The sequence below is a fragment of the Streptosporangiales bacterium genome (assembly GCA_009379825.1).
Taxonomy (GTDB): domain Bacteria; phylum Actinomycetota; class Actinomycetes; order Streptosporangiales; family WHST01; genus WHST01.
Genome location: WHTA01000047.1, coordinates 16,887 through 37,127, shown reverse-complemented (window position 1 = coordinate 37,127; position 20,241 = coordinate 16,887). Strand labels below are relative to the sequence as shown.

Annotated in this window: 19 protein-coding genes and 1 pseudogene; 10 read left to right on the top strand and 10 right to left on the bottom strand. The window is 68.9% G+C overall.

Translation table 11 applies throughout. From position 1 onward, the window contains the following. The first annotated feature begins 4 nt into the window (after positions 1 to 4). The gene (locus GEV07_20330; protein MQA04964.1) at positions 5 to 679 is read left to right on the top strand and encodes a hypothetical protein; all 675 of its coding nucleotides are present in this window, start codon (positions 5 to 7) and stop codon (positions 677 to 679) included. Between the two features lie 34 nt (positions 680 to 713). On the opposite strand, the gene GEV07_20325 is transcribed toward GEV07_20330, so the two are convergent. The 4 genes from GEV07_20325 to GEV07_20310 form a co-directional block, all read right to left on the bottom strand. Next, entirely contained in the window at positions 714 to 1,781 is a 1,068-nt protein-coding gene (locus tag GEV07_20325; protein MQA04963.1) for a nitronate monooxygenase, read from the bottom strand. 66 nt (positions 1,782 to 1,847) lie between these two features. Further along, positions 1,848 to 4,082 (bottom strand): catalase/peroxidase HPI, encoded by a 2,235-nt coding sequence (katG, locus tag GEV07_20320; GenBank protein ID MQA04962.1) that lies wholly within the window; start codon positions 4,080 to 4,082, stop codon positions 1,848 to 1,850. A gap of 29 nt (positions 4,083 to 4,111) precedes the next feature. Next, complete coding sequence (locus GEV07_20315) at positions 4,112 to 4,543, bottom strand: transcriptional repressor (GenBank protein MQA04961.1); 432 nt, start codon at positions 4,541 to 4,543, stop codon at positions 4,112 to 4,114. 40 nt (positions 4,544 to 4,583) lie between these two features. After that, positions 4,584 to 4,898, bottom strand: coding sequence for a hypothetical protein (locus GEV07_20310; GenBank protein ID MQA04960.1), 315 nt, complete (start codon positions 4,896 to 4,898; stop codon positions 4,584 to 4,586). An 81-nt stretch (positions 4,899 to 4,979) separates the two neighbouring features. On the opposite strand from GEV07_20310, the gene GEV07_20305 reads away from it, so the two are divergent. The 3 genes from GEV07_20305 to GEV07_20295 are packed head-to-tail and all read left to right on the top strand — an operon-like array spanning position 4,980 to position 5,911. Next, positions 4,980 to 5,342 carry an alpha/beta fold hydrolase gene (locus GEV07_20305; GenBank protein MQA04959.1) on the top strand — a complete coding sequence of 121 codons (363 nt, stop codon included), beginning with the start codon at positions 4,980 to 4,982 and terminating at the stop codon, positions 5,340 to 5,342. Positions 5,343 to 5,354: 12 nt separating this feature from the next. Further along, positions 5,355 to 5,540 carry a hypothetical protein gene (locus tag GEV07_20300; protein MQA04958.1) on the top strand — a complete coding sequence of 62 codons (186 nt, stop codon included), beginning with the start codon at positions 5,355 to 5,357 and terminating at the stop codon, positions 5,538 to 5,540. Next, positions 5,537 to 5,911: a hypothetical protein gene (locus GEV07_20295; GenBank protein ID MQA04957.1), complete on the top strand. Its 375-nt coding sequence runs from the start codon at positions 5,537 to 5,539 to the stop codon at positions 5,909 to 5,911. The genes GEV07_20300 and GEV07_20295 overlap by 4 nt, the downstream gene beginning before the upstream one ends. A gap of 63 nt (positions 5,912 to 5,974) precedes the next feature. On the opposite strand, the gene GEV07_20290 is transcribed toward GEV07_20295, so the two are convergent. Together GEV07_20290 and GEV07_20285 are read right to left on the bottom strand one after the other, a co-directional pair. After that, positions 5,975 to 7,051, bottom strand: a complete 1,077-nt coding sequence (locus tag GEV07_20290; protein ID MQA04956.1) for an OmpA family protein — start codon at positions 7,049 to 7,051, stop codon at positions 5,975 to 5,977. Beyond that, positions 7,048 to 7,596: a hypothetical protein gene (locus GEV07_20285; GenBank protein ID MQA04955.1), complete on the bottom strand. Its 549-nt coding sequence runs from the start codon at positions 7,594 to 7,596 to the stop codon at positions 7,048 to 7,050. The genes GEV07_20290 and GEV07_20285 overlap by 4 nt, the downstream gene beginning before the upstream one ends. Positions 7,597 to 7,726: 130 nt before the next feature. Between GEV07_20285 and aceB the strand changes: the two genes are divergently transcribed. Beyond that, positions 7,727 to 9,328, top strand: a complete 1,602-nt coding sequence (gene aceB / locus GEV07_20280) for a malate synthase A (GenBank protein ID MQA04954.1) — start codon at positions 7,727 to 7,729, stop codon at positions 9,326 to 9,328. Between the two features lie 34 nt (positions 9,329 to 9,362). On the opposite strand, the gene GEV07_20275 is transcribed toward aceB, so the two are convergent. Together GEV07_20275 and GEV07_20270 are read right to left on the bottom strand one after the other, a co-directional pair. Continuing rightward, complete coding sequence (locus GEV07_20275; GenBank protein MQA04953.1) at positions 9,363 to 10,046, bottom strand: RraA family protein; 684 nt, start codon at positions 10,044 to 10,046, stop codon at positions 9,363 to 9,365. 12 nt (positions 10,047 to 10,058) lie between these two features. Then, positions 10,059 to 10,244, bottom strand: coding sequence for a hypothetical protein (locus GEV07_20270; protein MQA04952.1), 186 nt, complete (start codon positions 10,242 to 10,244; stop codon positions 10,059 to 10,061). A 128-nt stretch (positions 10,245 to 10,372) separates the two neighbouring features. Between GEV07_20270 and GEV07_20265 the strand changes: the two genes are divergently transcribed. After that, on the top strand, positions 10,373 to 10,804 hold the full coding sequence (locus tag GEV07_20265; protein MQA04951.1) for a hypothetical protein: 432 nt from the start codon (positions 10,373 to 10,375) through the stop codon (positions 10,802 to 10,804). 378 nt (positions 10,805 to 11,182) lie between these two features. Continuing rightward, on the top strand, positions 11,183 to 12,121 hold the full coding sequence (locus tag GEV07_20260; protein MQA04950.1) for a pyridoxal-phosphate dependent enzyme: 939 nt from the start codon (positions 11,183 to 11,185) through the stop codon (positions 12,119 to 12,121). A 92-nt stretch (positions 12,122 to 12,213) separates the two neighbouring features. On the opposite strand, the gene GEV07_20255 is transcribed toward GEV07_20260, so the two are convergent. Next, positions 12,214 to 13,365 carry an MFS transporter gene (locus GEV07_20255; GenBank protein ID MQA04949.1) on the bottom strand — a complete coding sequence of 384 codons (1,152 nt, stop codon included), beginning with the start codon at positions 13,363 to 13,365 and terminating at the stop codon, positions 12,214 to 12,216. A 101-nt stretch (positions 13,366 to 13,466) separates the two neighbouring features. Here GEV07_20255 and GEV07_20250 point away from each other — a divergent pair. Beyond that, positions 13,467 to 13,904, top strand: a pseudogene (locus GEV07_20250) (AsnC family transcriptional regulator). A gap of 8 nt (positions 13,905 to 13,912) precedes the next feature. Here GEV07_20250 and GEV07_20245 read toward each other — a convergent pair. After that, entirely contained in the window at positions 13,913 to 15,364 is a 1,452-nt protein-coding gene (locus GEV07_20245) for a hypothetical protein (protein MQA04948.1), read from the bottom strand. Positions 15,365 to 15,902: 538 nt separating this feature from the next. Between GEV07_20245 and GEV07_20240 the strand changes: the two genes are divergently transcribed. Beyond that, positions 15,903 to 17,993: a hydantoinase/oxoprolinase family protein gene (locus tag GEV07_20240; protein ID MQA04947.1), complete on the top strand. Its 2,091-nt coding sequence runs from the start codon at positions 15,903 to 15,905 to the stop codon at positions 17,991 to 17,993. A gap of 28 nt (positions 17,994 to 18,021) precedes the next feature. After that, a complete protein-coding gene (locus GEV07_20235; protein MQA04946.1) occupies positions 18,022 to 20,232 on the top strand; it encodes a 5-oxoprolinase in 2,211 nt (736 codons plus the stop codon). The last annotated feature ends 9 nt before the right edge of the window (positions 20,233 to 20,241 follow it).

Below are 20,241 nucleotides of genomic sequence, written 5' to 3'. Positions count from 1 at the left end.
AGCCATGACTGCCAACGAGATGTCCGGGGCTCGCTACGGCGCGATCGCCGTGGCGACGGCACCCGTCGTGCTCGCTGTCGCGTTCGTCGCACATCCGTTCATCGCGCGCATGCCCGACGCGGAGGCGATAGCCGCCGCCGTCGAGGCGAACCAGACCGGCTGGGTCGCCGTGCACCTCCTCACGCTGCTCGGTGTCGCGTTGACCGCGCTGGCGTTCGTCGCGATCCGGGCACACCTGCGGGATGCGGGCGAGAACCGGTTCAGCGCGAGGGCGTTGCCGTGGGTTCTGTTCGGCAGCGCGTTGTACGGGTTCCTCCCAGGACTGGAGTTCGCGCCGCTCGCGGCGGCGCGTACAGGCGCAGATGTGGCTGCCGCGCAGGACACGTTGACGCCGATTTTCCTGCCGGTGCTCGCGGCGAGCGCGATCACCTTCGCCATCGGCGCCGCGGGGTTCGCGAAGGCCGTCATCGACAGCGCAGTCCTGAGCAGGTCGTTGTCGCGTGTCGTCGCGATCGCGCTGATCGTGCTCGCGATCTCGCGGTTCGTCCCGTTGGGGGTGGTGCAGTTCTACGTCCAGTCCGCGGCCGGGCTGGTGGCGCTGTGGCCGCTTGCCCACAGCCTCTGGCGAGCCACTACGCCGGCGCCGAACATCGGCCGGCGGCCCGCTGCGGCTGGTTGAGACAGCAGTCCGTCACGCCGCACCGCAGGTCGCGTCAGTGCAGGCCGAGGAGCTCGGCGGCGTCCTGCCACATGGTGGTCACCACCTGGGCGGCGGGTTCCTTGGTGGCGAGGGCCGCGCTCTGCCCGGCCCAGTGGTTGGCGCGGTCCAAACCGGCTGGGGCGCCGCGCCGCCACTGGGCGACGAGCTGGCGCTGTATCGGGTAGGGGGCCGGTGGGGAAGCATCCGGCGCCGTCCAGGCCGTGAGGTACGGGGTAGGCGCGGCTCGTCCCAGCCGGCCGGAGTACGCCCGCGTGGTCACCGTCGCCTCCGGGGCGAGTCCGTCCAACGCCGCCGACCATTCGGCGGCGATACCCGTCTCCGGGCAACGCAGCAACGCGGTGCCGACCTGTACGGCGCTGGCGCCGAGCGTCAGCGCGGCCGCCACGCCACGTCCGTCGGCGATGCCGCCGGCGGCGATCACCGGTACCCGCAGGTGGTCGGCGAACCTGGGGAGCTGGGCGAACAGCCCTACGTCGACGTGTTCCGCGCCGTCGGGCTGGAACGTGCCGCGGTGACCGCCGGCTTCCATGCCCTGCGCGACGATCGCGTCCGCGCCGGCGTCCTGTGCGGCCAGTGCGTCGTGCAGTGTGGTTGCGCACGCGAACCACGCGATGCCTTCGTCGTGCAGACGTTGCACGAAGGCGGGCTCGTAGATGCCCATGATGGAGGAGATCACCCGCGGTCGTGCCGCGAGCATCGCCGCGCACTGTTCCTCGAACGCCGGGGCGGCCGCGCCGGGAGGCCCGGCGGTGCCGAACCTGCCGAGGAACGCCCGCGCGGCCTCGGCGCGCGCATCGTCGTCGACCGGCGGGTCCGGGATCCAGTTGTTGAGCTGGAACACGCCGTCAGGTGCGCCGGCGCGGAACTGCTCGGTCCACTCCGCGATCCGCGCCGGGGTGTCGAGGACCACGCCGCTGGCACCCATGCCGCCGGCGCCGGCCACCGCAGCGGCGAGCTCGGGAGGGCACGCGCCGGCCATCGGCGCCTGGATGATCGGCAGCCCAAGCCCGTAGGTGCGGCAGAACGACTGCACCCGCTCCGCCGTCCGGTCCGAGCTCATCTGCCTCTCCTCACGCCACGCCCTGGGGTGTCCGGGTCGGCCGGCGGCCGACCCGGACACCGGTGGTCAGGCTACGTCGAACCGGTCGAGGTTCATCACCTTGTCCCACGCGGCCACGAAGTCGCGCACGAACTTCTCCCGCGCGTCGTCGCAGGCGTAGACCTCGGCGACGGCGCGCAGCTCGGAGTTCGAGCCGAACACCAGGTCGGCGCGGCTGCCGGTCCACTTGACCTCGCCGGTGGCGCGGTCCCGGCCCTCGAAGGTCTCGGCCTCCTCGGACGTCGGCTTCCACTCCGTGCCCATGTCGAGCAGGTTCGTGAAGAAGTCGTTGGTCAACGACCCCGGCGTCGAGGTGAGCACACCGAGCGACGAGTTGTCGTAGTTCGCACCGAGGACGCGGAGACCGCCGACCAGCACGGTCATCTGGGGCGCGCTCAGCGTGAGCAGGTTCGCCCGGTCGATGAGCAGGTGCTCGGCCGGGAGCGGGTTACCCTTGCCGAGGTAGTTGCGGAACCCGTCGACGCTGGGCTCGAGGTAGGAGAACGAGTCCACGTCGGTCTGCTCGGCCGACGCGTCCATCCGGCCCGGCGTGAACGGCACCTCGACGTCGTAGCCGGCGTTCTTGGCGGCCTGCTCGACACCGGCACATCCGCCGAGGACGATCAGGTCGGCCAGCGAGACCCGCTTGTTTCCGCTCTGCGAGGAGTTGAAGCTCTCCTGGATCCCCTCCAGCGTGCGCAGCACCTCCGCGAGCTGGCCGGGGTTGTTGACCTCCCAGCTCCGCTGCGGCTCGAGGCGGATGCGACCCCCGTTGGCGCCGCCGCGCTTGTCGCTGCCGCGGAACGTGGATGCCGCCGCCCACGCGGTGGAGACCAGCTGCGAGACGGACAGCCCCGAGCTCAGCAGCTGGCTCTTCAGGTCGGCGATCTCGCCGGCCCCGATCAGCTCGTGGTCCACCGCGGGGATCGGGTCCTGCCAGATCAGCGTCTCGCTGGGCACCTCGGGCCCGAGGTAGCGCTGCACCGGGCCCATGTCGCGGTGGGTGAGTTTGAACCACGCCCGGGCGAACGCGTCCGCCAGCTCGTCGGGGTTCTCCATGAACCGCCGCGCGATCGGCTCGTAGACCGGGTCCATCCGCAGCGACAGGTCCGTGGTGAGCATGGTCGGCTTGTGCTTCTTGGCCGGGTCGTAGGCGTCCGGGACGGTCGCCTCGGCGTCCTTCGCGACCCACTGGTGCGCACCTGCCGGGCTCTTGGAGAGCTCCCACTCGTGCTCGAAGAGGTTCTTCAGGAACCCGTTGCTCCACTGCGTCGGCGTGGAGGTCCAGGTGACCTCGAGCCCGCTGGTGAGGGCGTCGGCACCCTTTCCGGTGCCGTGGCCGCTGTGCCAGCCGAGGCCCTGCGCCTCGAGCGGGGCGGCCTCGGGGTCCGGGCCCATCTTGTCGTCCGGGTGGGCACCATGGGTCTTGCCGAAGCTGTGGCCACCGATGATCAGCGCGGCGGTCTCCTCGTCGTTCATCGCCATCCGGCCGAAGGTCTCCCGGATGTCGTGGGCCGCGGCGACCGGATCGGGTACGCCCTCGGGACCCTCAGGGTTGACGTAGATCAGACCCATGTGCGTTGCGCCGAGTGGGTTCTCCAGCTCGCGCTTGTCGCCGCCGGAGATGCGCAGTTCGCTGCCGAGCCACTCGGTCTCCGAGCCCCAGTAGACGTCGGTCTCGGGCTCCCAGGTGTCCTCGCGGCCACCGGCGAAGCCGAAGGCCTCGAAGCCCATCGACTCGAGTGCCACGTTACCGGTGAGGACCATCAGGTCGGCCCAGGAGATCTTGCGGCCGTATTTCTGCTTGACCGGCCACAGCAGGCGACGGGCCTTGTCCAGGCTCACGTTGTCCGGCCAGCTGTTGAGCGGCGCGAACCGCTGCTGGCCGGCGCCGGCGCCGCCGCGGCCGTCGCTCACGCGGTACGTACCTGCGCTGTGCCAGGCCATCCGGATCATCAGCGGACCGTAGTGCCCGAAGTCGGCCGGCCACCAGTCCTGCGAAGTGGTCAGCACCTCCTGGATGTCCCGCTTCACAGCGGCCAGGTCGAGGCTGTTGAACTCCTCGGCGTAGTCGAACTCCTCGCCCATCGGGTCCGCCACAGCGGGGTTCTTGGCGAGGATCTTCAGGTTCAGCCGGCTCGGCCACCAGGCACTGTTGGTGTCACCGTGCGTCGGGTGCGGTAGCCGGCCGCCGTGCACGACCGGGCAGCCTCCGCCCTCCGTGGTCGCGTCTGCGGCGCCTGCAGCTTGGTTCTCAGACATCGATTCCTTCCGGGGATCGCAGCGGGTGCTCAGGAACTGGTTACGGTGGAGCAGTCGGGGCACAGGCCCCGGTAGACGACCTCGGCCTCCTCGATGGTGAAGCCGTGGTCGTCGGACGCGGTCAAGCAGGGTGCGGCACCGACGGCGCAGTCGACGTCGGCGATGGCGCCGCACGACCGGCACACGACGTGGTGGTGGTTGTCCCCGACGCGCGCCTCGTAACGCGCCACGGAGCCCGGCGGCTGGATGCGCCGCAGCAGCCCCGTGGCAGTCAGCGCGCGAAGCACGTCGTATACCGCCTGGTGGGACACCTCGCCGACATCCGCACGCACGACACCGATGATCGTGTCCGTGTCGGCGTGTGGATGGTCGTGCGCCGCGGCGAGTACCGCCAGCCGAGGACGCGTCACGCGGAGAGCTACCCCGCGCAACATGCGCTCGAATTCGGAACTCGTCGGCACGCTTCGAAGTCTGCCGCAATTTCTGGAATCAATCAAGAAATCATTCGTCAGCCCCCCGTGGCAGACTGCACCGGCAGCGAGACCGCGAGTTCCGAGGAGCGCCCGGTGGCCGACTTCGTGCTGATCCATGGGACGACGCAGTCCCCGGCCGGCTGGCAGCGGCTCGCTCGCGAGCTGGACGGTCGCGGTCATCGCAGCACGGCGGTCGACCTTGCCGGCGGCGACGGCCGGCCGGCGGCCGAGCACGCCGACGCGGTCGCCGCCCAGGTGCCGGCCGACCTGGTCGGCCCGGTCGTGGTCGCGCACTCCGGGATGGGCCTGGTACTCCCCGCGGTGGCCGACCGGCTCGGCGCACGGCACCAGGTGTGGCTCGCCGCGTACGTCCCGGACGGCCGCCGCAGCCTCGTCGAGGAGGTCTCCGCAGGCACCGACCGAGGTGTTCGACCTCGAGTGGTTGGGCGTGGACCCGACCGCCGACCCGGTGCTGGCCACGTACTTCCTGTTCCACGACTGCGACCTGGAGACGCTGCAGTGGGCGCTCACCACGCTGCGGCTGGTCGCTCCCGAGCGCCTGTACCACGAGCCCGTCGGGCTGTCGCCGCACATCCCGTCCACGTACGTGGTGGCCACGGCCGACCGCACCCTGCGGCCGGAGTGGTGCCGAGCCGCGGCGGTCGACCGGCTCGGGGCCGCCGTGGTCGAGATCGACGCCGGTCACTGCCCGCACGTGTCGAGACCGGAGGGCACCGCCGCCATCCTCGCCAGGGTGGCGTCCGCCGGGCCTACGCTAGCGCGGTGAGGTGGTGCGGCGATGTCGGTTGAGCGTCTCGAGAAGGCCGTGGACGAGCTCGTGCGGGCACAGCGGCTGCGGCTGATGGCCAGGTTCGGCTACACGCACGGGGCCGCCGGCGGCTGGCACAACCACAACCTCACCCATGCCACCGACGTCGGGGAGCGTGGGGGTTGCCCTCGCCGGGCGGCTGGTGGCCAGCGGTGACCTGCCGCCACACCGCACCGTCCGAGAGCGGCAGCCTGCGGGCGTTGCCGCTGACCGAGCTGGACCGCACCACGGGTTTCCTCGCCGACCAGCAGGTGTTGTTCAGGGATCACGAGTACGGGCTGCAGCAGAGCCGGGAGCTGTTCCCGCACCAGGCGCTGAACTCCGGCCGCCTGGGCGAGCTGCATGGCGGGCTCGTCGCGGGCCGGCTGGACTGGCCGGGCGCGGTCGACCTGGCAGGCGGCTGGGCGCGTGGTGAGTCCAGCCGACGGGTCGACGGAGCGGACCGGGCGCTGTCCGGCGGGCGCAGGCTGGAGAGCCAGCGGCAGCGCGACCACACCCGGCAGCGACCGGCCGACGGGCGCGGCTGACGCAGTCCCCGGTACGGAGGGTGCTGCCGTACCGGGGACTGCCGATCGTGCCGACGGTACGCCTTACACCTCGAGCCCCTCGATCACGCCGACGCCCGGCACGTACATGTCGAGGGTCTCCCTGTCCTCCGTCGGTGCGGTGAAGTAGAACCACACGTCGCTCGTCTGTCCCTCCTCCAGCTCGGTCGGGATGCCCGACCTGATCGCCTCGCCCTTGCCGGTGATGTAGGAGCGGAGCTTGGTGCCGCCCTCGTTGTCCTGGAGCACCGTGTTGGACGCGTCGTCGGTCACCAACGTGTCGCCGCTGAACAGCGGCATCACCGGCACGCCGTACTCGCCGGCGGAGACGGCGGTCGTCCGCATCCGCACGTAGACGAACGGTCCCTGCTTCTTGACCTGCATCACGTCCACCTGGATGGTGCCTTCCTCACCGTCGAAGTTCTTCAGCGTCCGCTGGTACGCGCCGAGCGAGCCTTCGACCTGCTGCCCCTCGGCCGGTTCCGCGGCCTCGGTGTTGGGGCGCGAGATGTCCGTCGAGCTGGTGTCGTCGGTCGGCTCGGTCTTCGTGGTCGTGTAGGTGATGGTGACCCGCCGGTTCTTCGCCTTGTCGGCCGCGGACCGCTCCGGGTCGACCGCCAGGCTCTTCTCGCCCTTGCCGACCGGTTTCAGCTCGGTGTCGGTGCCGGTGAGCCTCGGTTCGAGCGCGTCGGCCACCGCCTTCGCCCGCCTGGTCGACAGATCCTGGTTGTACGACGTCGACCCGTCCGTATCGGTGTGCCCGACGATGTCCACCGGCCCGGTCGCCTCGGACTCCTCGATCCGGTCGGCCACCTCGTCGAGCGTGTCCTTGGAGCTGGAGTTGAGGTCCGCGGAGTCCTTGGCGAAGAGCATGTCGGTGTTCAGGGTGAGCTCGCGCTTCCTGCCCTCGCGCCGTTCGCCGATCAGCACCAGTGGTTCCCTGCGGTCCTGCAACGACTCGGACTGGCCGGTGACCTGCACGGTCGTGGGCTTGCCCTTGGCGCCCTCGCCCGGCTTCTTCCAGGCGGGCGAGGGCGACTCGGCGCCGGCCGTGCCCGGCACCGCGACCAGGGTGAGCGCGGCGACCGTCAGGCCGATCAGCGGGAGACGCGACCGCCTCATGCCGACACCTCGACACCGGGCAGCGGACCGACGTTCTTGAAGACGACGGTCATCGACTCCACCGAGTCAGGGGGAGCGGGGTAGTCGGCGTACAGCGCCGTGGGCTGGTCGAGCGGGAAGTCGTCGAGCTCGTTGGAGCACACGCATTCCTTGCCGCCGCTGAGGACCGGGTACTTGCGCATGTTGTCGGTGTCGAGGAGATACACGCCCGTGACGTCGTTGCCGAGCGTCTCGCTGCTGAACGCGTCGCTGGGCAGCGGGTCGGAGCCGCCCTTGCTCTGCGGGGTGACGGCGAAGACCAGCCGCACGACGTCGTCGTAGCGCTTGAGCGCGATGACGTCCATGGTGACCTTGTAGCTGCCGCTCTCCGCCGTGTATGTGGCGATCGAGTCCTTCACCCTGCCGTTCCCGCCGACCTCGATCTGCGGTGGCTTGTCGTCCGCGATGTCGTCACCGCCGCCGAAGAGGGTGCAGCCATTCAGCGCGCTGACGCCGAGTACGGCCGCGACCAGCCAGCCGGCGGCGAACCGCCTTGTCCTGTCCAAGACCGTTGCTCCATTCCGGTTGTGTTCGTACGGTGCGATGCCGCGGGGGTGCGGTCGGTTCGGCGGCGTTTTACCTCGTACCGGCCCGTCGCCTATCTTGTGGGGACGGAGCGGCCCGGGAGGAGCACTCATGACGATGCCCGACGGCGTGCAGGTGACCGGTGCGGTCAAGGCCGGCTACGACGAGATCCTCACCACCACGGCGCTCGAGCTGGTGGCGCTGTTGCACCGGGAGTTCGAGCCGCGGCGGCAGCAGCTGCTCGACGCCCGCAGGCAGCGGGCCGCGGCGCTCGCCGCCGGCGGAACCCTCGGGTTCCTCGACGAGACCAGCGCGATCCGTGCGGACGACTCGTGGCGGGTGGCCGATCCGGCGCCGGGACTGGTGGACCGGCGGGTGGAGATCACCGGTCCGACCGACAGGAAGATGACGATCAACGCGCTGAAGTCGGGCGCGAAGGTCTGGCTCGCCGACCAGGAAGACGCGAACACCCCGCTGTGGGAGAATGTCGTCGGCGGTCAGCTGAACCTGCTGCACGCGGTGACCGGCTCGATCGACTTCACCAGCCCCGAGGGGAAGAGGTACGAGCTCGGCGACGGCGAGCTGGCGACCATCGTGGTGCGGCCGCGCGGCTGGCACCTGCCGGAGAAGCACGTCCTCGTCGACGGCCAGCAGATCTCGGGCAGCCTCGTCGACTTCGCGCTCTACCTAACCGCGTGTGGCCGCAAGCAGGTCGACCGCGGGTACGGGCCGTACTACTACCTGCCGAAGATGGAGTCGCACCTGGAAGCGCGGCTGTGGAACGACGTCTTCAACGCAGCGCAGGACTTCCTCGGCATCCCGCGCGGCACGATCCGCGCCACCGTGCTGATCGAGACGTACCCGGCGGCGTTCGAGATGGAGGAGATCCTCTACGAGCTGTGCGAGCACTCGTCCGGGCTGAACGCCGGCCGCTGGGACTACATGTTCAGCGTGATCAAGTGTTTCCGTACCCGCGGCAAGGAGTTCCTGCTGCCGGACCGCAACTCGGTGACGATGACCGTGCCGTTCATGCGGGCTTACACGGAGCTGCTCGTCCGCACCTGCCACAAGCGCGGTGCGCACGCGATCGGCGGCATGGCGGCGTTCATTCCCAGCAGGGACCCGGAGATCAACGAGGCGGCGTTCGCCAAGGTCAAGGACGACAAGACCAGGGAGGCAGGCGACGGCTTCGACGGCTCGTGGGTGGCACACCCGGGCATGGTGGACATCTGCAAGGAGGCGTTCACCGCGGTCCTCGGCGACCGGCCGAACCAGCTCGACAACCTGCGCACCGACGTCCAGGTGACTGCCGATCAGCTGCTCGACGTCGCCGCGACTCCTGGCTCCGTCACCGAGGAGGGGCTGCGCAACAACATCAGCGTGGGCATCCAGTACCTCGAGTCGTGGCTGCGCGGGTCAGGTGCCGTCGGCATCAACAACATGATGGAGGACGCCGCGACGGCGGAGATCTCCCGCAGCCAGGTGTGGCAGTGGCTGCACAACGGCGTCGAGCTGGCCGGCGGCAGCACCGTCACCCGCGACCTGGTGGCCCGGCTGATCGAGGAGGAGATGGCGGCGATCCAGGCGAGGATCGGCATGCACGAGTACGCCGGCGGCCGGTGGGACGACGCGCGCGCCACCTTCACCGAGATGGCCCTCTCCGACGAGTACGCCGACTTCCTCACCCTGCCCGCCTACGAGCGCATGCCCTGACCGGCGTGCCTGCACCTTCGGCGGACGGGTGAGCCTAGTCACATCCCCGGTTCTGTAGTGTCTCGTCGACCCAGGTGCGGTCCCAGTTACCGGCTTCGATCTGCCGCATGGCCTCTTCTTCCTTGGCGAGCACGGCCTTGGCGTCGGTGAGGACGCCCGCGGCCGCGTCCGCGGGCACCACCACTACACCGTCGCCGTCGCCGACGAGCAGGTCACCGGGGTTGATCACCGCACCTCCGCATGAGATCGGCACGCCGATCTCGCCTGGTCCGTCCTTGAACGGGCCACGCGGGGTGAGTCCCTTGGCGTAGACCGGGAAGCCGAGCTCGCTGATGGCAGCGCCGTCGCGTACGGGGCCGTCCACGACGAACCCTGCTACGCCGCGGCGACGTGCATGCATGCACATCAGCTCACCGAGGAGAGCGTGCGCGACCTCACCGTCGCCGGCGATCGCGATCACGTCGCCGGGTTCGGCGATGTCGATGGCCTTGTGCACCATCAGGTTGTCCGACGGCCGAGTCCGGACGGTCAGCGCAGGGCCGACGAGTGGCACGGTGGGGTCGCCTACAGGTGTGATGCCGTCGGCGACGGTGCGGAAACGCCCGAGGACGTCTGCGATGTTCGGGGTAGGCAGCTGCGCTGCGGCAAACTCTTCGACGAGCTCGCGTGGCACCCGCTGGTAGTCCGTGCGTACTTGGAAGCCCAGGCGTTCGGTCATCGTCTATCTGTATCAGAGCGCCTGGGCCCCAACAACGCTCGTCGAGCGGTGGAGCCGGCGGGCGGCGGCGGTGAGCAGGACGATCGCGGCGGTGGCGAACACCGCGTTGCCGATCAGGTCGACGGTGGGGTCGCTGCCGGCTGCGGCGTGCTGGGGGAAGCCGTGCCAGGCGTAGGTCAGGGTGGCGCCTGCGGCCAACGCGAGCTCGTGGGCGTCCGTCCATACGCCGTGACCACGACCGTACGAGTGCTGCGACGGTGGCCAGCAGGGTGCCGTAGACGGCGACGGTCAGCCAGGGCAGCTGGTTGAACCAGGTCGCCAGCGCCATGAAGACCGAGCCGGCGAGCAGCGCCGTACCGCCGACGAGCGAGGGACTCGGTGCGGGCGGGCCGCAGGGCGAGGGCTGCCGGTCCGGTTTCTGGAGCAGCATCGCGACGACGACCAACCCGACGACGACCAACCCGACGACCGTGATGCCGGACCCGACGAACTGCGGCATGGCGGCGACGAAGTCGTCGTTCTGCAGTGACGACAGCGCGGTGAGTGCCGCGCCGAGCGTGAACACGACGGCCGTGACTGTGATGCCGATACGGCCGAGCCACGGTGTCGTGCTGCGCGTGCGGGCGAGGATCTCCACCAGCGCGATGGGCACGCTGATGCTCCACACCGTGTGCAGGGTGAGGACGAAGAGCGTCCACCAGCCGCCCATGCCGAGCGCGGGGATGTGTGCGGGCTGGAGCAGCCGCAGGCCGGCGTAGTGCGGGTTGAACAACGACTGCGTGGTGAACGCTTCCTCGAACACCCCGTAGGCCAGCGCGAGCACGATGATGGTCGGCCAGCCGCCGCCGGTACGGCGCGCCACCTCACGGATCAGCAGTGCGCCGCCGCCGTACAACGCGGCCATGAACGGGAGTACGCCGAGCATGCTGATCGATATGTTCCCGAGCAGGTACTCACCGACCAGCGGAGACAGGACGAACAACCCGAGCGCGGGAACCAGACGGCCCATGCGAAACCCCTTCCTCGTCACGACGGTTGGAGCGTATGCGCGCAGGCCGGCGGCCGAATCGGTCGAGCGACCAGTGACTCGTCGACTGTCGGCTATGCCTGACTGGCCAACCGGTAGGTTCGGTGTCATGACGACGAAGCCACTGTCCGTGCAGCACATCGAAGAAGCTAGCCGAACGATCGATCCCGTCTTCCGCGACACGGCACAGTTCAGCGACGAGGTGTTGTCGCGCGAGCTGGGCAGGGACATCGTCGTGAAGGTCGAGACACTCAACCCGATCAGGTCGTTCAAGGGACGCGGCGCGGGCTACTTCATCCAGCAGGTGCCGGCCGGCCACCACGTCGTCTGCGCGTCGGCAGGGAACTTCGGCCAGGCGATCGCGTACGCCGGCCGGCAGCGCGATGTCCCGGTGCGGGTGTACGCGGCGACGAACGCCAACCCGATGAAGGTCGAACGGATGCGACTGCTCGGCGCGGACGTCGTGCAGGTCGGCGACGACTTCGACGCGGCAAAGGACGCTGCGCGCGCGTACGTCGCGGAAGGCGACGGCCGGCTGTTCGTCGAGGACGGCAAGGAACCACGCATCTCGGAAGGGGCCGGCAGCATCGCCGTCGAGCTGGCACCGCTCGACCTCGACGTGGTGCTCGTGCCGGTCGGCAACGGTGCGCTCATCACGGGAATCGCACGCTGGCTGAAGGAGCACTCACCGCGCACCCGCGTGGTCGGGGTCTGCGCGGCCGGTGCGCCGGCGATGGTGTTGAGCTGGCGGGGCGAGACGGAACGGTTGTCCGCGGCGACGGCGCAGACGATGGCCGACGGTATCGCCGTACGGGTGCCCATCCCCGAGGCCGTCGACTGGATGCGGGCCGACGTCGACGACATGCTCCTGGTGGACGAGGAGCACATCATGACCGCGCTGCGCATGGTGCGCGACACCCTCGGCCTGCTGCTCGAGCCGGCCGCGGTCGTCGGCATCGCCGCGCTGTTGCAGCACTCGGTGCCGTCCGGCGCGACCGCGACGATCCTCACCGGCAGCAACTTCTCCGCCGACCTGTTCGCCGGCTAGCCTCCATCTTTCACGTGTGGTCACGCCAGTGCGCTGTTCGCGCTGATCACCGAGCTGCTTGCGGCCGCCTGGTGACTTGCTCGTCAGACCGGTCACCGCGCCGGTGATGAAAGACCGAGGCTAGGTACGGCGACGGCGAGCCAGCTGACCGCTGCCGGGACGAGGAACACGGCGTACACCTGGTGCCAGCCGAGCTGGTTCGCGGCATGCCCGGCGAACAGCGGAGCGGAGAGCCCGGCCAGCCCCCAGCTGGTGAAGACCACGCCGTACGTCGCCCCGAGCCGGTCGGTGGGGAAGCGGTCCGCCGCGGCCGCCGGGGTGAGCGCGGACAGGGCGCCGTACTGCGTGCCGAGGACGAGCAGAGCGGCCAGGCTCACGGCGCGGCTGTCGGTCAGTGCCAGCGCGACACAGGCGACGACCAGGGTCGCTGCCGTCAGGTGCATGGCCACCGGCCGGCTCAGCCGGTCGGAGAGCGGCCCCACGACCAGCCGGCCGCCGAAGTTGCCTGCGCTCAGCAGCGCGACCGCGAGTGCGGCCGTGTGCGGCCCGCCGGCGAGCGCACCCGCGTGCGCGAACGCGGCCAGGCCGGGAGCACTGCCCAGCCCGAAGGCGAGCCACAGCCGGAGCGTCGTACCGGAGTAGACCGGGCCGCGCCGGCTCGACGGGTCTGGCCGTGGCGGTGCCTGCGCGGGCAGGAGCATCGCGGCCACGAGCACCGTCGCCGCGGTGCCGATCGCCAGTACGCCCAGCGTGCCGGCTCGCCCGACGACGTCGAGCAGCACGGCAGCCACCGGGGCGACCACGACCGTGCCACCGGCGTACGCACTCACCACGAGCCCGAGGGCGAGCCCGCGCCGTGTCGTCACCGCGCCGGCCACGCGGACTGCGGTGGCGTAGCCGGTACCCGTTGCCAGCCCGAGCAGTGCGCCGAAGCTGAGCACCACCGCGAGCAACGACGAGGCGACCGCCGCGCACGCGAGACCCGCGGCCGCGCCGAGCGCCGTGCCCACCGCGAGCCGGCGCGGTGCGACCCGGTCCGCCAACCGGCCGCCACCGAGCACACCGGCGGTGAAGCCGACCAGGCCGACGGAGAACGTCACCGCGAGCGAAGCGCGGGAGACGTCCAGCTCGCGACCGAGTACCGGTACGAAGACGTCCCAGGCGAACAGCGAGCTGACCGCGAGGTCGAGCAGGATGGCTCCCGCGATGGATCGAGTGCTCGACACAGGCATGTCAGTCATCATGCCGTGGTTACAATCGCCGGGTGAGATGGGCCAACGGCAACACCGAGGACGATTCCGAGCCGAACGTCCCGGACGCGCCGCTGAACGCGACCGACAGTCAGATCCTCAGCCTGCTACAACTCGACGGCCGCATGCCGTACCGCGAGATCGCACGCCAGGTCAACGTGTCCGAGGGCACCGTGCGCAGCAGGGTGAAGCGGTTGCAGGCCGACGGCGTGCTGACCATCGCCGCGATCGCCGACCCGTTCAAGCTCGGTTACAGCATCCAGATGTTCTGCTTGCTCAAGGTGGAGCTCAGCAGCAGGCAGTCGGTCATCGACGAGCTGGAGGGCTGGCACGAGATCACGTACATCTCGTCCTGCACCGGCCGCGCCGACCTCTACGTGCAGATGGTCTGCAGGGATGCAAACCACCTCTGGGAGATCCTCTACGAGCGGCTGCCCACCGTGCCGGGTGTCACGAACGTGGAGACCTTCCACGAGATCAGGATGCACAAGGTCTCTTACGTCTACCCGAGCTTCGGTGAGCAGCCGCGCTGACCGTTCGACTACGTTGGCGCCGACTCGCGTGCCGTCGTACTGGCGGGCTTCTCCACGGCGAACAGCGTGGGCCGCCACCGTTGCTGCAACTTGGACAGCACGACGTACGTGGTGGCGCCGACGAGCACCGCAGGCAGTGATGCGGTCAGGTAGGGGAACAGCGACGAGTTCGGTATCAGCGTGTAGGGGTTCAGGATCGACAGGTAGGTGAGGCTGCCAACGAGCAGCGAGACCAGGCCTGCCGGGTTGAACCCGCCGAGATACCAGTACTTCGACTCGGTGCCCGTGACGTACAGCGAAGACACCACCATGGCGTTCTTGCGGCCGAGGATGAACCAGTCCGCGATCTGCACACCGATCATCGGGCCGGTCACCATGCCCAGGAAGGCCATGAAGATGCCGATGTTGTCGAAGATGGTGCTGGCGAAGAAGACGAGCACGAGCAGCATCGGCGCGAGCACGAGTGCGACGGTCTTCCGCCACGAGATCCGGCGGCCGAAGCCGGCGGTCTGCTTGACGGCGAGCGTGCTGACGTAGACACCGACCAGGGTGGAACCGAGGTTGGCGAATGCGATGAACGTCAGCACCACCAAGGCACCCACGTCACCGGTGATCTTGGGCACCCACACCGTGGGGTCGGCCTCGCCGGTCATCAGCGCACCGAACAGGCTGACGGCTGCGACCAGTGCCCAGGCGAGCCCGAGACCGAGCATGGTCGGCAGCACGGTCTTGCGCGCGTCCGAGACCATGCGCACGATGCCGCCCATGTATCCCCACCAGCCGAACGTGCCGCCGATCAGCATCTCCACGACCGTGGTGTAGTTCTGCAGCCGGTTCTCGGTCGGCTCGATCGCGGAAGCGTTGCCGATGGCCGCGGCACCGTACTCGCGCATCAGGAGGTAGACCAGGTAGATGGCGAGCAAGGCGATGCACCCGGCGATGATGGGGCCGCTGCGGCTGAGTGAGCGCGCGCCACGGCTGACCATGAAGCCGAGCACGAGCAGGCCGGCGACCGAACAGACGATGGCCGCCGCCGTACGTGACGAGTCGTCGATCACGCCGAAGATGATCAGCACGGAAGCCGCCGCCCGGCCGAAGAAGATCATCAACACGGTGTTCCAGCCGATCGCGTTGAGGATCATCACCAGCAGGCCGACGTACGCGCCGCGGCTACCCAGTTGTGGCTTGGTCGAGAGGGTGGTCTCGACCCCGTGCTTCGTGCTCACCGGCGCGGTGGCGAGGGTCACCAGGTACTGCCCGATGAGCGCACCTGCGGCCATCGCGAGCATGCCCATCTTGGCGTTCAGGAAGAGCGCCGCGGTGCCGCCGATGACGAACGACCACGTGGCGATACCGGTGCTCGTGCACACCGTGCCGAGGACGAAGCTGCTCCAGTTCCGCTCGGCTACGGGAACGGGCAGGCTGGACTTGGGGACGGTAGTCGTCGGTTTCACAGCCATCCCCAAACCAGCAGTACGACAGGCACTGCGATGCCGAGGAGCGCGAGCAGGACGAGGTCCTTGGCCGCGAACTCCTCCCCGTCTCCATCGAGTCAATTGCGGACGGATCCAGCTGAACGTGGTCGTCCAGGTCCCTGGTCATGACGAACCTTCTCTAGGAACGGCTTCTCCAGAAGCGGCGAAAGGTGCTGGAGTGCGTAACTGTTCCTGCTAACCGATACGGGTTGCGTAGCAACTGTGCCATTTATCTACGCACTGGTCCGGCATACTGGCAGCGGCCCGATCGCATGTCAACGACGGGCCTTCGATACGTGACGATGCCGGAAGCTGCTCGCTGCCGGGCCCGTCCGAGCCGGCCCCTCGTGTTTGACAGTGCGTCGGGGCAGTGCCAGGATGCGAATCTATGCGTAGTTTTGAGACTAATTTCCTACGCAATGCGTAGACAGACCTTCGATCGAATGCGCATCGCGGCGACAAGGGAAGGAAGCCTGTGAACGACTCTCGACCTCTCGTGCTCGGCATCGATGCGGGCGGCACGATGACCGACACCCTGCTCGTCGACGAACGTGGCCGCTTCGCAGTGGGTAAGGCCTCCACGACGCCGCACAACGAGGCGGAGGGCTTCGTCGAGTCCGCGCACGACGCGGCCGGTTACTGGGACCTCACGGCGCGCGAGACGTTCGAACGGCTCTCCGTCGTGCTGTACTCCGGCACCGGCATGCTCAACACGCTGCTCTCCCGTACCGGCCAACGGGTCGGCCTGCTCGTCACGCGCGGCATGGAGGACGCCGTGCTGATGGGGCGTGGGCTGCAGTCGTGGGCGGAGTACTCGTACCCGGACCGGCTGCACGCGGTCACCCACGCACCGCCTGACCCGCTGGTGCCGAGGAACCTGGTCAGGGGAGTCACCGAGCGCATCGACCAGTTCGGCAAGGAGATCGCGCCGGTCTACGAGCACGAGGTCGTTGCCGCGGTTGCGGACCTGGTCGAGCAACAGGTCGAAGCCATCTGCGTGTGTTGCATGTTCTCCTACGTGGACGACAGGCACGAACGGCAGATCGCCGAGATCGTGCAGCGGGAGCTGGCGAAGCACGGCGTAGACATGTCCGTCTACCTGTCGTCGACCGTGCGCCCTGTCATCCGTGAGCAGTCGAGGCTGAACAGCGTCATCATCGAGGCGTACGCGGCGGACAGGAACAGGCACCAGCTGCTCGGCGTCGAGGAAGCGTGCCAGTCCCGCGGTTTCCGCTACGGCGTGCAGACCGTGCTGTCGTACGGCGGGCTTGCCGGCGTACGGTATCCGCGGCTGCACGAGACGATGATCTCCGGGCCGGTCGGCGGCATCCTCGGCGCCAAGTACATCGGCGACATCATCGGCGCGGACTCGGTCGTCGTCTCCGACATGGGCGGTACGAGCTTCGACATCAGCGCCATCACCCGTGGCACCGTGCCGATCGAGAACGAGCCCACGCTCGCGCGGTTCAAGCTGAACCTGCCGACCATCGCCATGGACACCATCGGCGCGGGTGCAGGCACGATCATCAAGGTCGACCCGCTGACGAAGAAGGTCAGTCTCGGCCCGGAGAGCGCAGGGTCGGTGCCCGGCCCCGTCGCTTTCGACATGGGGGGTACCGAGCCGACCGTCTGCGACTGCGACGTCATCATGGGCCGCCTCAACCCCGACTACTTCCTCGGCGGCAAGGTGAAGCTGAACGTCGAGCTGGCGAAGCAGGTGATCAAGGAGAAGGTCGCCGACCCGCTCGGTATCGACCTGTACGAGGCCGCAGAGGGCATGGCGAACCTGCTGGAGATGGACGCCAAGGAAGCCATCAGGCAGATGATCTCGGCGCGTGCGGTGGACCCGGCCGACTACTCGCTGATGGCATACGGCGGTTCCGGCCCGCTGCACATGGCCGAGTACACCAGGGGGCTGGGCTTCAAGAGCGTGCTCACGTTCCCGTTCGCGGCCGCGTTCTCCGCGTTCGGCTGCACGACGGCCGACTACCTGCGTAGGTACAGCCGGTCGGTGCAGCTGGCCATCCCGCCGGACGCCGACGCGGAGCACCGTACGTCGGTGGTCGAGGAAGCGAACGCCGTGTGGTCGGCGCTACGGGACGCGGCGCGTGCGGAGATGGCCGAGGAGGGGCACGACCCCGCCAAGGTGCAGCTGCAGCTGTTCGCCATGATGCGCTACACCGGGCAGCTGGAGGACGTGGAGGTGCCGCTCGACCTGCAGGAGCTGAGCGCAGACACCGACCTCGACGTGATGGTCGCGGAGTTCGAGAAGCTCTACACGGCGATCAACCGCGCCGTCGCGCAGTACCGGGAGGCCGGTCACAGCATCACCGAGCTCGGGCTGATCGCCAAGGTCGACAAGATCAAGCCGAAGCTCACCCGTAGCCCGCTGGAGGGCAAGCAACCGCCCGCCGAGGCGTCCAAGGGGAGCCGGCCGATGTACTACAACCGCCGGTGGCACGAGGCGGCGCTGTGGGAGATGGACCTGTTGCGGCCGGGCAACGAGATCGTCGGCCCGGCCGTCGTCGAGCATCCCGCAACCACGCTCGTCATCCCGGCAGGAGACCGGGTCTGGGTGGACGAGTGGACCATCCTGCACTACGAGCACGCCTGACCGCGGCACCGAGGAGAAGGGTGACCTGATGCCCACAGCGCAGACGCCGAACGCGTCCACGAACTTGAAGGACAACCTGCTCGAGAGCGACCGGCTGCTCGCGGAGACCGGCCACTACGCCGGGCTGGAGAAGCTGGAGCTCCGCCAGGAAGACCCGCTGAAGTACGAGAGCACGCACATCAAGCTGCGCTCCATGGTCGTCTCCGCGCGCGAGATGGCCAGGCGCATCTCCGCGTCACCCGGCGTGCGCGAGGTCGGGGAGAGCGTCGTCGCCTTGTACACGCCTGAAGGCGACGCGATCGCACTCTCGACCGGGATCATGGTGCACGTCCACACCGCGAGCCGGTTCATCAAGTGGATGATCCAGAACGACTACGAGGAGTCCCCGAAGATCCGGCCGGGCGACATCTTCGCCAACAACGACGCGTTCATCGGAACCGTGCAGGCTCCCGACGTCATCGACGTCGTGCCGATCTTCCACGACGACGAGCTGATCGGTTGGGTCGCGGCAGTCGTGCACGAGCTGGAAGTCGGTGGCATCACGCCGGGCGGCGACGTCGCGCTTGCCCAGGAACGGTTCACCGAGGGCCTGTTCGTATGTGCGGAGAAGGTGGGGGAGAACGACGAGCTCAGGCGCGACTACCTGATCAGGCTCGAACGAAACCTGCGGATGCCGATCTACTGGGTGCTCGACGAGAAGGCAAAGGTGGCCGCCTGCCTCGAAGTGCGTGAGCAGGTCAAGGAGCTCATCGACCAGATCGGCATCGACTACTACAAGAGGGCGACCAAGGAGTTCATCGAGGAGGGCCGGCGTGCGCAGCTGGCCAGGGTGCGCCAGCTGACCGTGCCAGGCACGTACCGCGGGCACACGTTCTTCGGGCACGTGACCGAGGGCAAGCAGGGAGTGCTGCCGCTCGGCCAGAAGAACTGGCTGTACGCCATTCCCATGGAGATGCAGATCTCCGCGGACGGCAAGCTGCACCTCGACTTCGACGGCACGAACTCGTGGGGCTACCACTCGATGAACTGCACCCCCGCGGGCATGGACGGTGGGCTGTTCGTCACGCTGACCCAGCACATGAACTTCGACGGCAAGGTGAACGACGGTGCGTGGCTCGCCACCGACATGAACCTGCCGCCAGGCACCTGGACCAACCCGCAGGTCGAGACGGCGGCGACCGCGACCTCGTGGGCGTTGCTGTTACCCGCGTTCGGGTGCTTCCAACGGATGCTCAGCCGTGGCTTCCTCGGCCGTGGCTACAAGGAGGAAGTGTTCGTCGGCCAGGTGAACAGCCCGATGATCGAGATGGGCGGACAGAGCCAGTACGGCAGCATGTTCGGCATCGCGCTGTTCGAGTGCGCTGCGGCGGGCAGCGGGGCGCTCGGCATAAAGGACGGGCTCGACACCGCGTACGTCGGCTGGAACCCGGAGTCCGACATGGGCAACATGGAGATCTGGGAACAGGACATGCCCATGGTGTACCTCGGGCGCAGCATCAGCCCGAACTCCGGCGGCTACGGGCGTTACCGCGGCGGCACGGGGTTCGAGTCGCTGTGGGTGGTCAACCGTACGCCGCAGCTGATCATCGCGACGTCCGAGCACTCCAGCCGGGTGTTCGACAACGCCGGCATGTGCGGTGGTTACCCGGCGCCGACGGTGCAGCTGCACTACGCGGCCCACGACACCGACCTCGCGTCCGCGACGAGCGAGCGCAGGCCGCTGCCGCACGCGCTCGGCACCGACCCACACCGCACGGACATCGAGAAGGCCGGCCTCGGCGACGTACGGGTGGTCGAGGGGCCGTACCTGGCCGAGCCGCTGCGTAACGGCGACATGTTCGCGCACTCGTACAACGGCGGTGGCGGTTACGGCGACCCGCTCGAACGCGACCCGGCCTCGGTCGCCCGCGACGTCGCCAACAACTACGTGACGGCCGAGGCGGCGGAGTCGGCCTACGGCGTGGTGGTGCGTTCCGCGACGAACTCCTGCGAGGTCGACGCGGCGGCGACACAGGCGAGAAGGCAACGCATCCGCGACGACCGGGTCGGCGGTGCCGTACCGGTGCGCGACTGGATCGCGGGTGAGCAGCAGCGCGTGCGTGGCGGACAGTTCGCGCCCGAGGTGCGCGAGATGTACCGCGACAGCATGGCGTTGTCCCCGAGGTTCGCCACGGAGTTCCGGGCGTTCTGGGACCTGCCCGAGGACTTCAGCTACGAGCCGAGCGACGCGGCGGAATAGGGGACGCAC

Bases quoted from the DNA above. Each gene is read 5' to 3' on its own strand.
- GEV07_20330 (MQA04964.1), top strand. From the start codon at position 5: ATGACTGCCAACGAGATGTCCGGGGCTCGCTACGGCGCGATCGCCGTG.
- GEV07_20325 (MQA04963.1), bottom strand. From the start codon at position 1,781: ATGAGCTCGGACCGGACGGCGGAGCGGGTGCAGTCGTTCTGCCGCACC.
- katG (MQA04962.1), bottom strand. From the start codon at position 4,082: ATGTCTGAGAACCAAGCTGCAGGCGCCGCAGACGCGACCACGGAGGGC.
- GEV07_20300 (MQA04958.1), top strand. From the start codon at position 5,355: ATGTCGGTTGAGCGTCTCGAGAAGGCCGTGGACGAGCTCGTGCGGGCA.
- GEV07_20290 (MQA04956.1), bottom strand. From the start codon at position 7,051: ATGAGGCGGTCGCGTCTCCCGCTGATCGGCCTGACGGTCGCCGCGCTC.
- aceB (MQA04954.1), top strand. From the start codon at position 7,727: ATGACGATGCCCGACGGCGTGCAGGTGACCGGTGCGGTCAAGGCCGGC.
- GEV07_20275 (MQA04953.1), bottom strand. From the start codon at position 10,046: ATGACCGAACGCCTGGGCTTCCAAGTACGCACGGACTACCAGCGGGTG.
- GEV07_20265 (MQA04951.1), top strand. From the start codon at position 10,373: ATGAAGACCGAGCCGGCGAGCAGCGCCGTACCGCCGACGAGCGAGGGA.
- GEV07_20260 (MQA04950.1), top strand. From the start codon at position 11,183: ATGACGACGAAGCCACTGTCCGTGCAGCACATCGAAGAAGCTAGCCGA.
- GEV07_20255 (MQA04949.1), bottom strand. From the start codon at position 13,365: ATGATGACTGACATGCCTGTGTCGAGCACTCGATCCATCGCGGGAGCC.
- GEV07_20245 (MQA04948.1), bottom strand. From the start codon at position 15,364: ATGGCTGTGAAACCGACGACTACCGTCCCCAAGTCCAGCCTGCCCGTT.
- GEV07_20240 (MQA04947.1), top strand. From the start codon at position 15,903: ATGACCGACACCCTGCTCGTCGACGAACGTGGCCGCTTCGCAGTGGGT.
- GEV07_20235 (MQA04946.1), top strand. From the start codon at position 18,022: ATGCCCACAGCGCAGACGCCGAACGCGTCCACGAACTTGAAGGACAAC.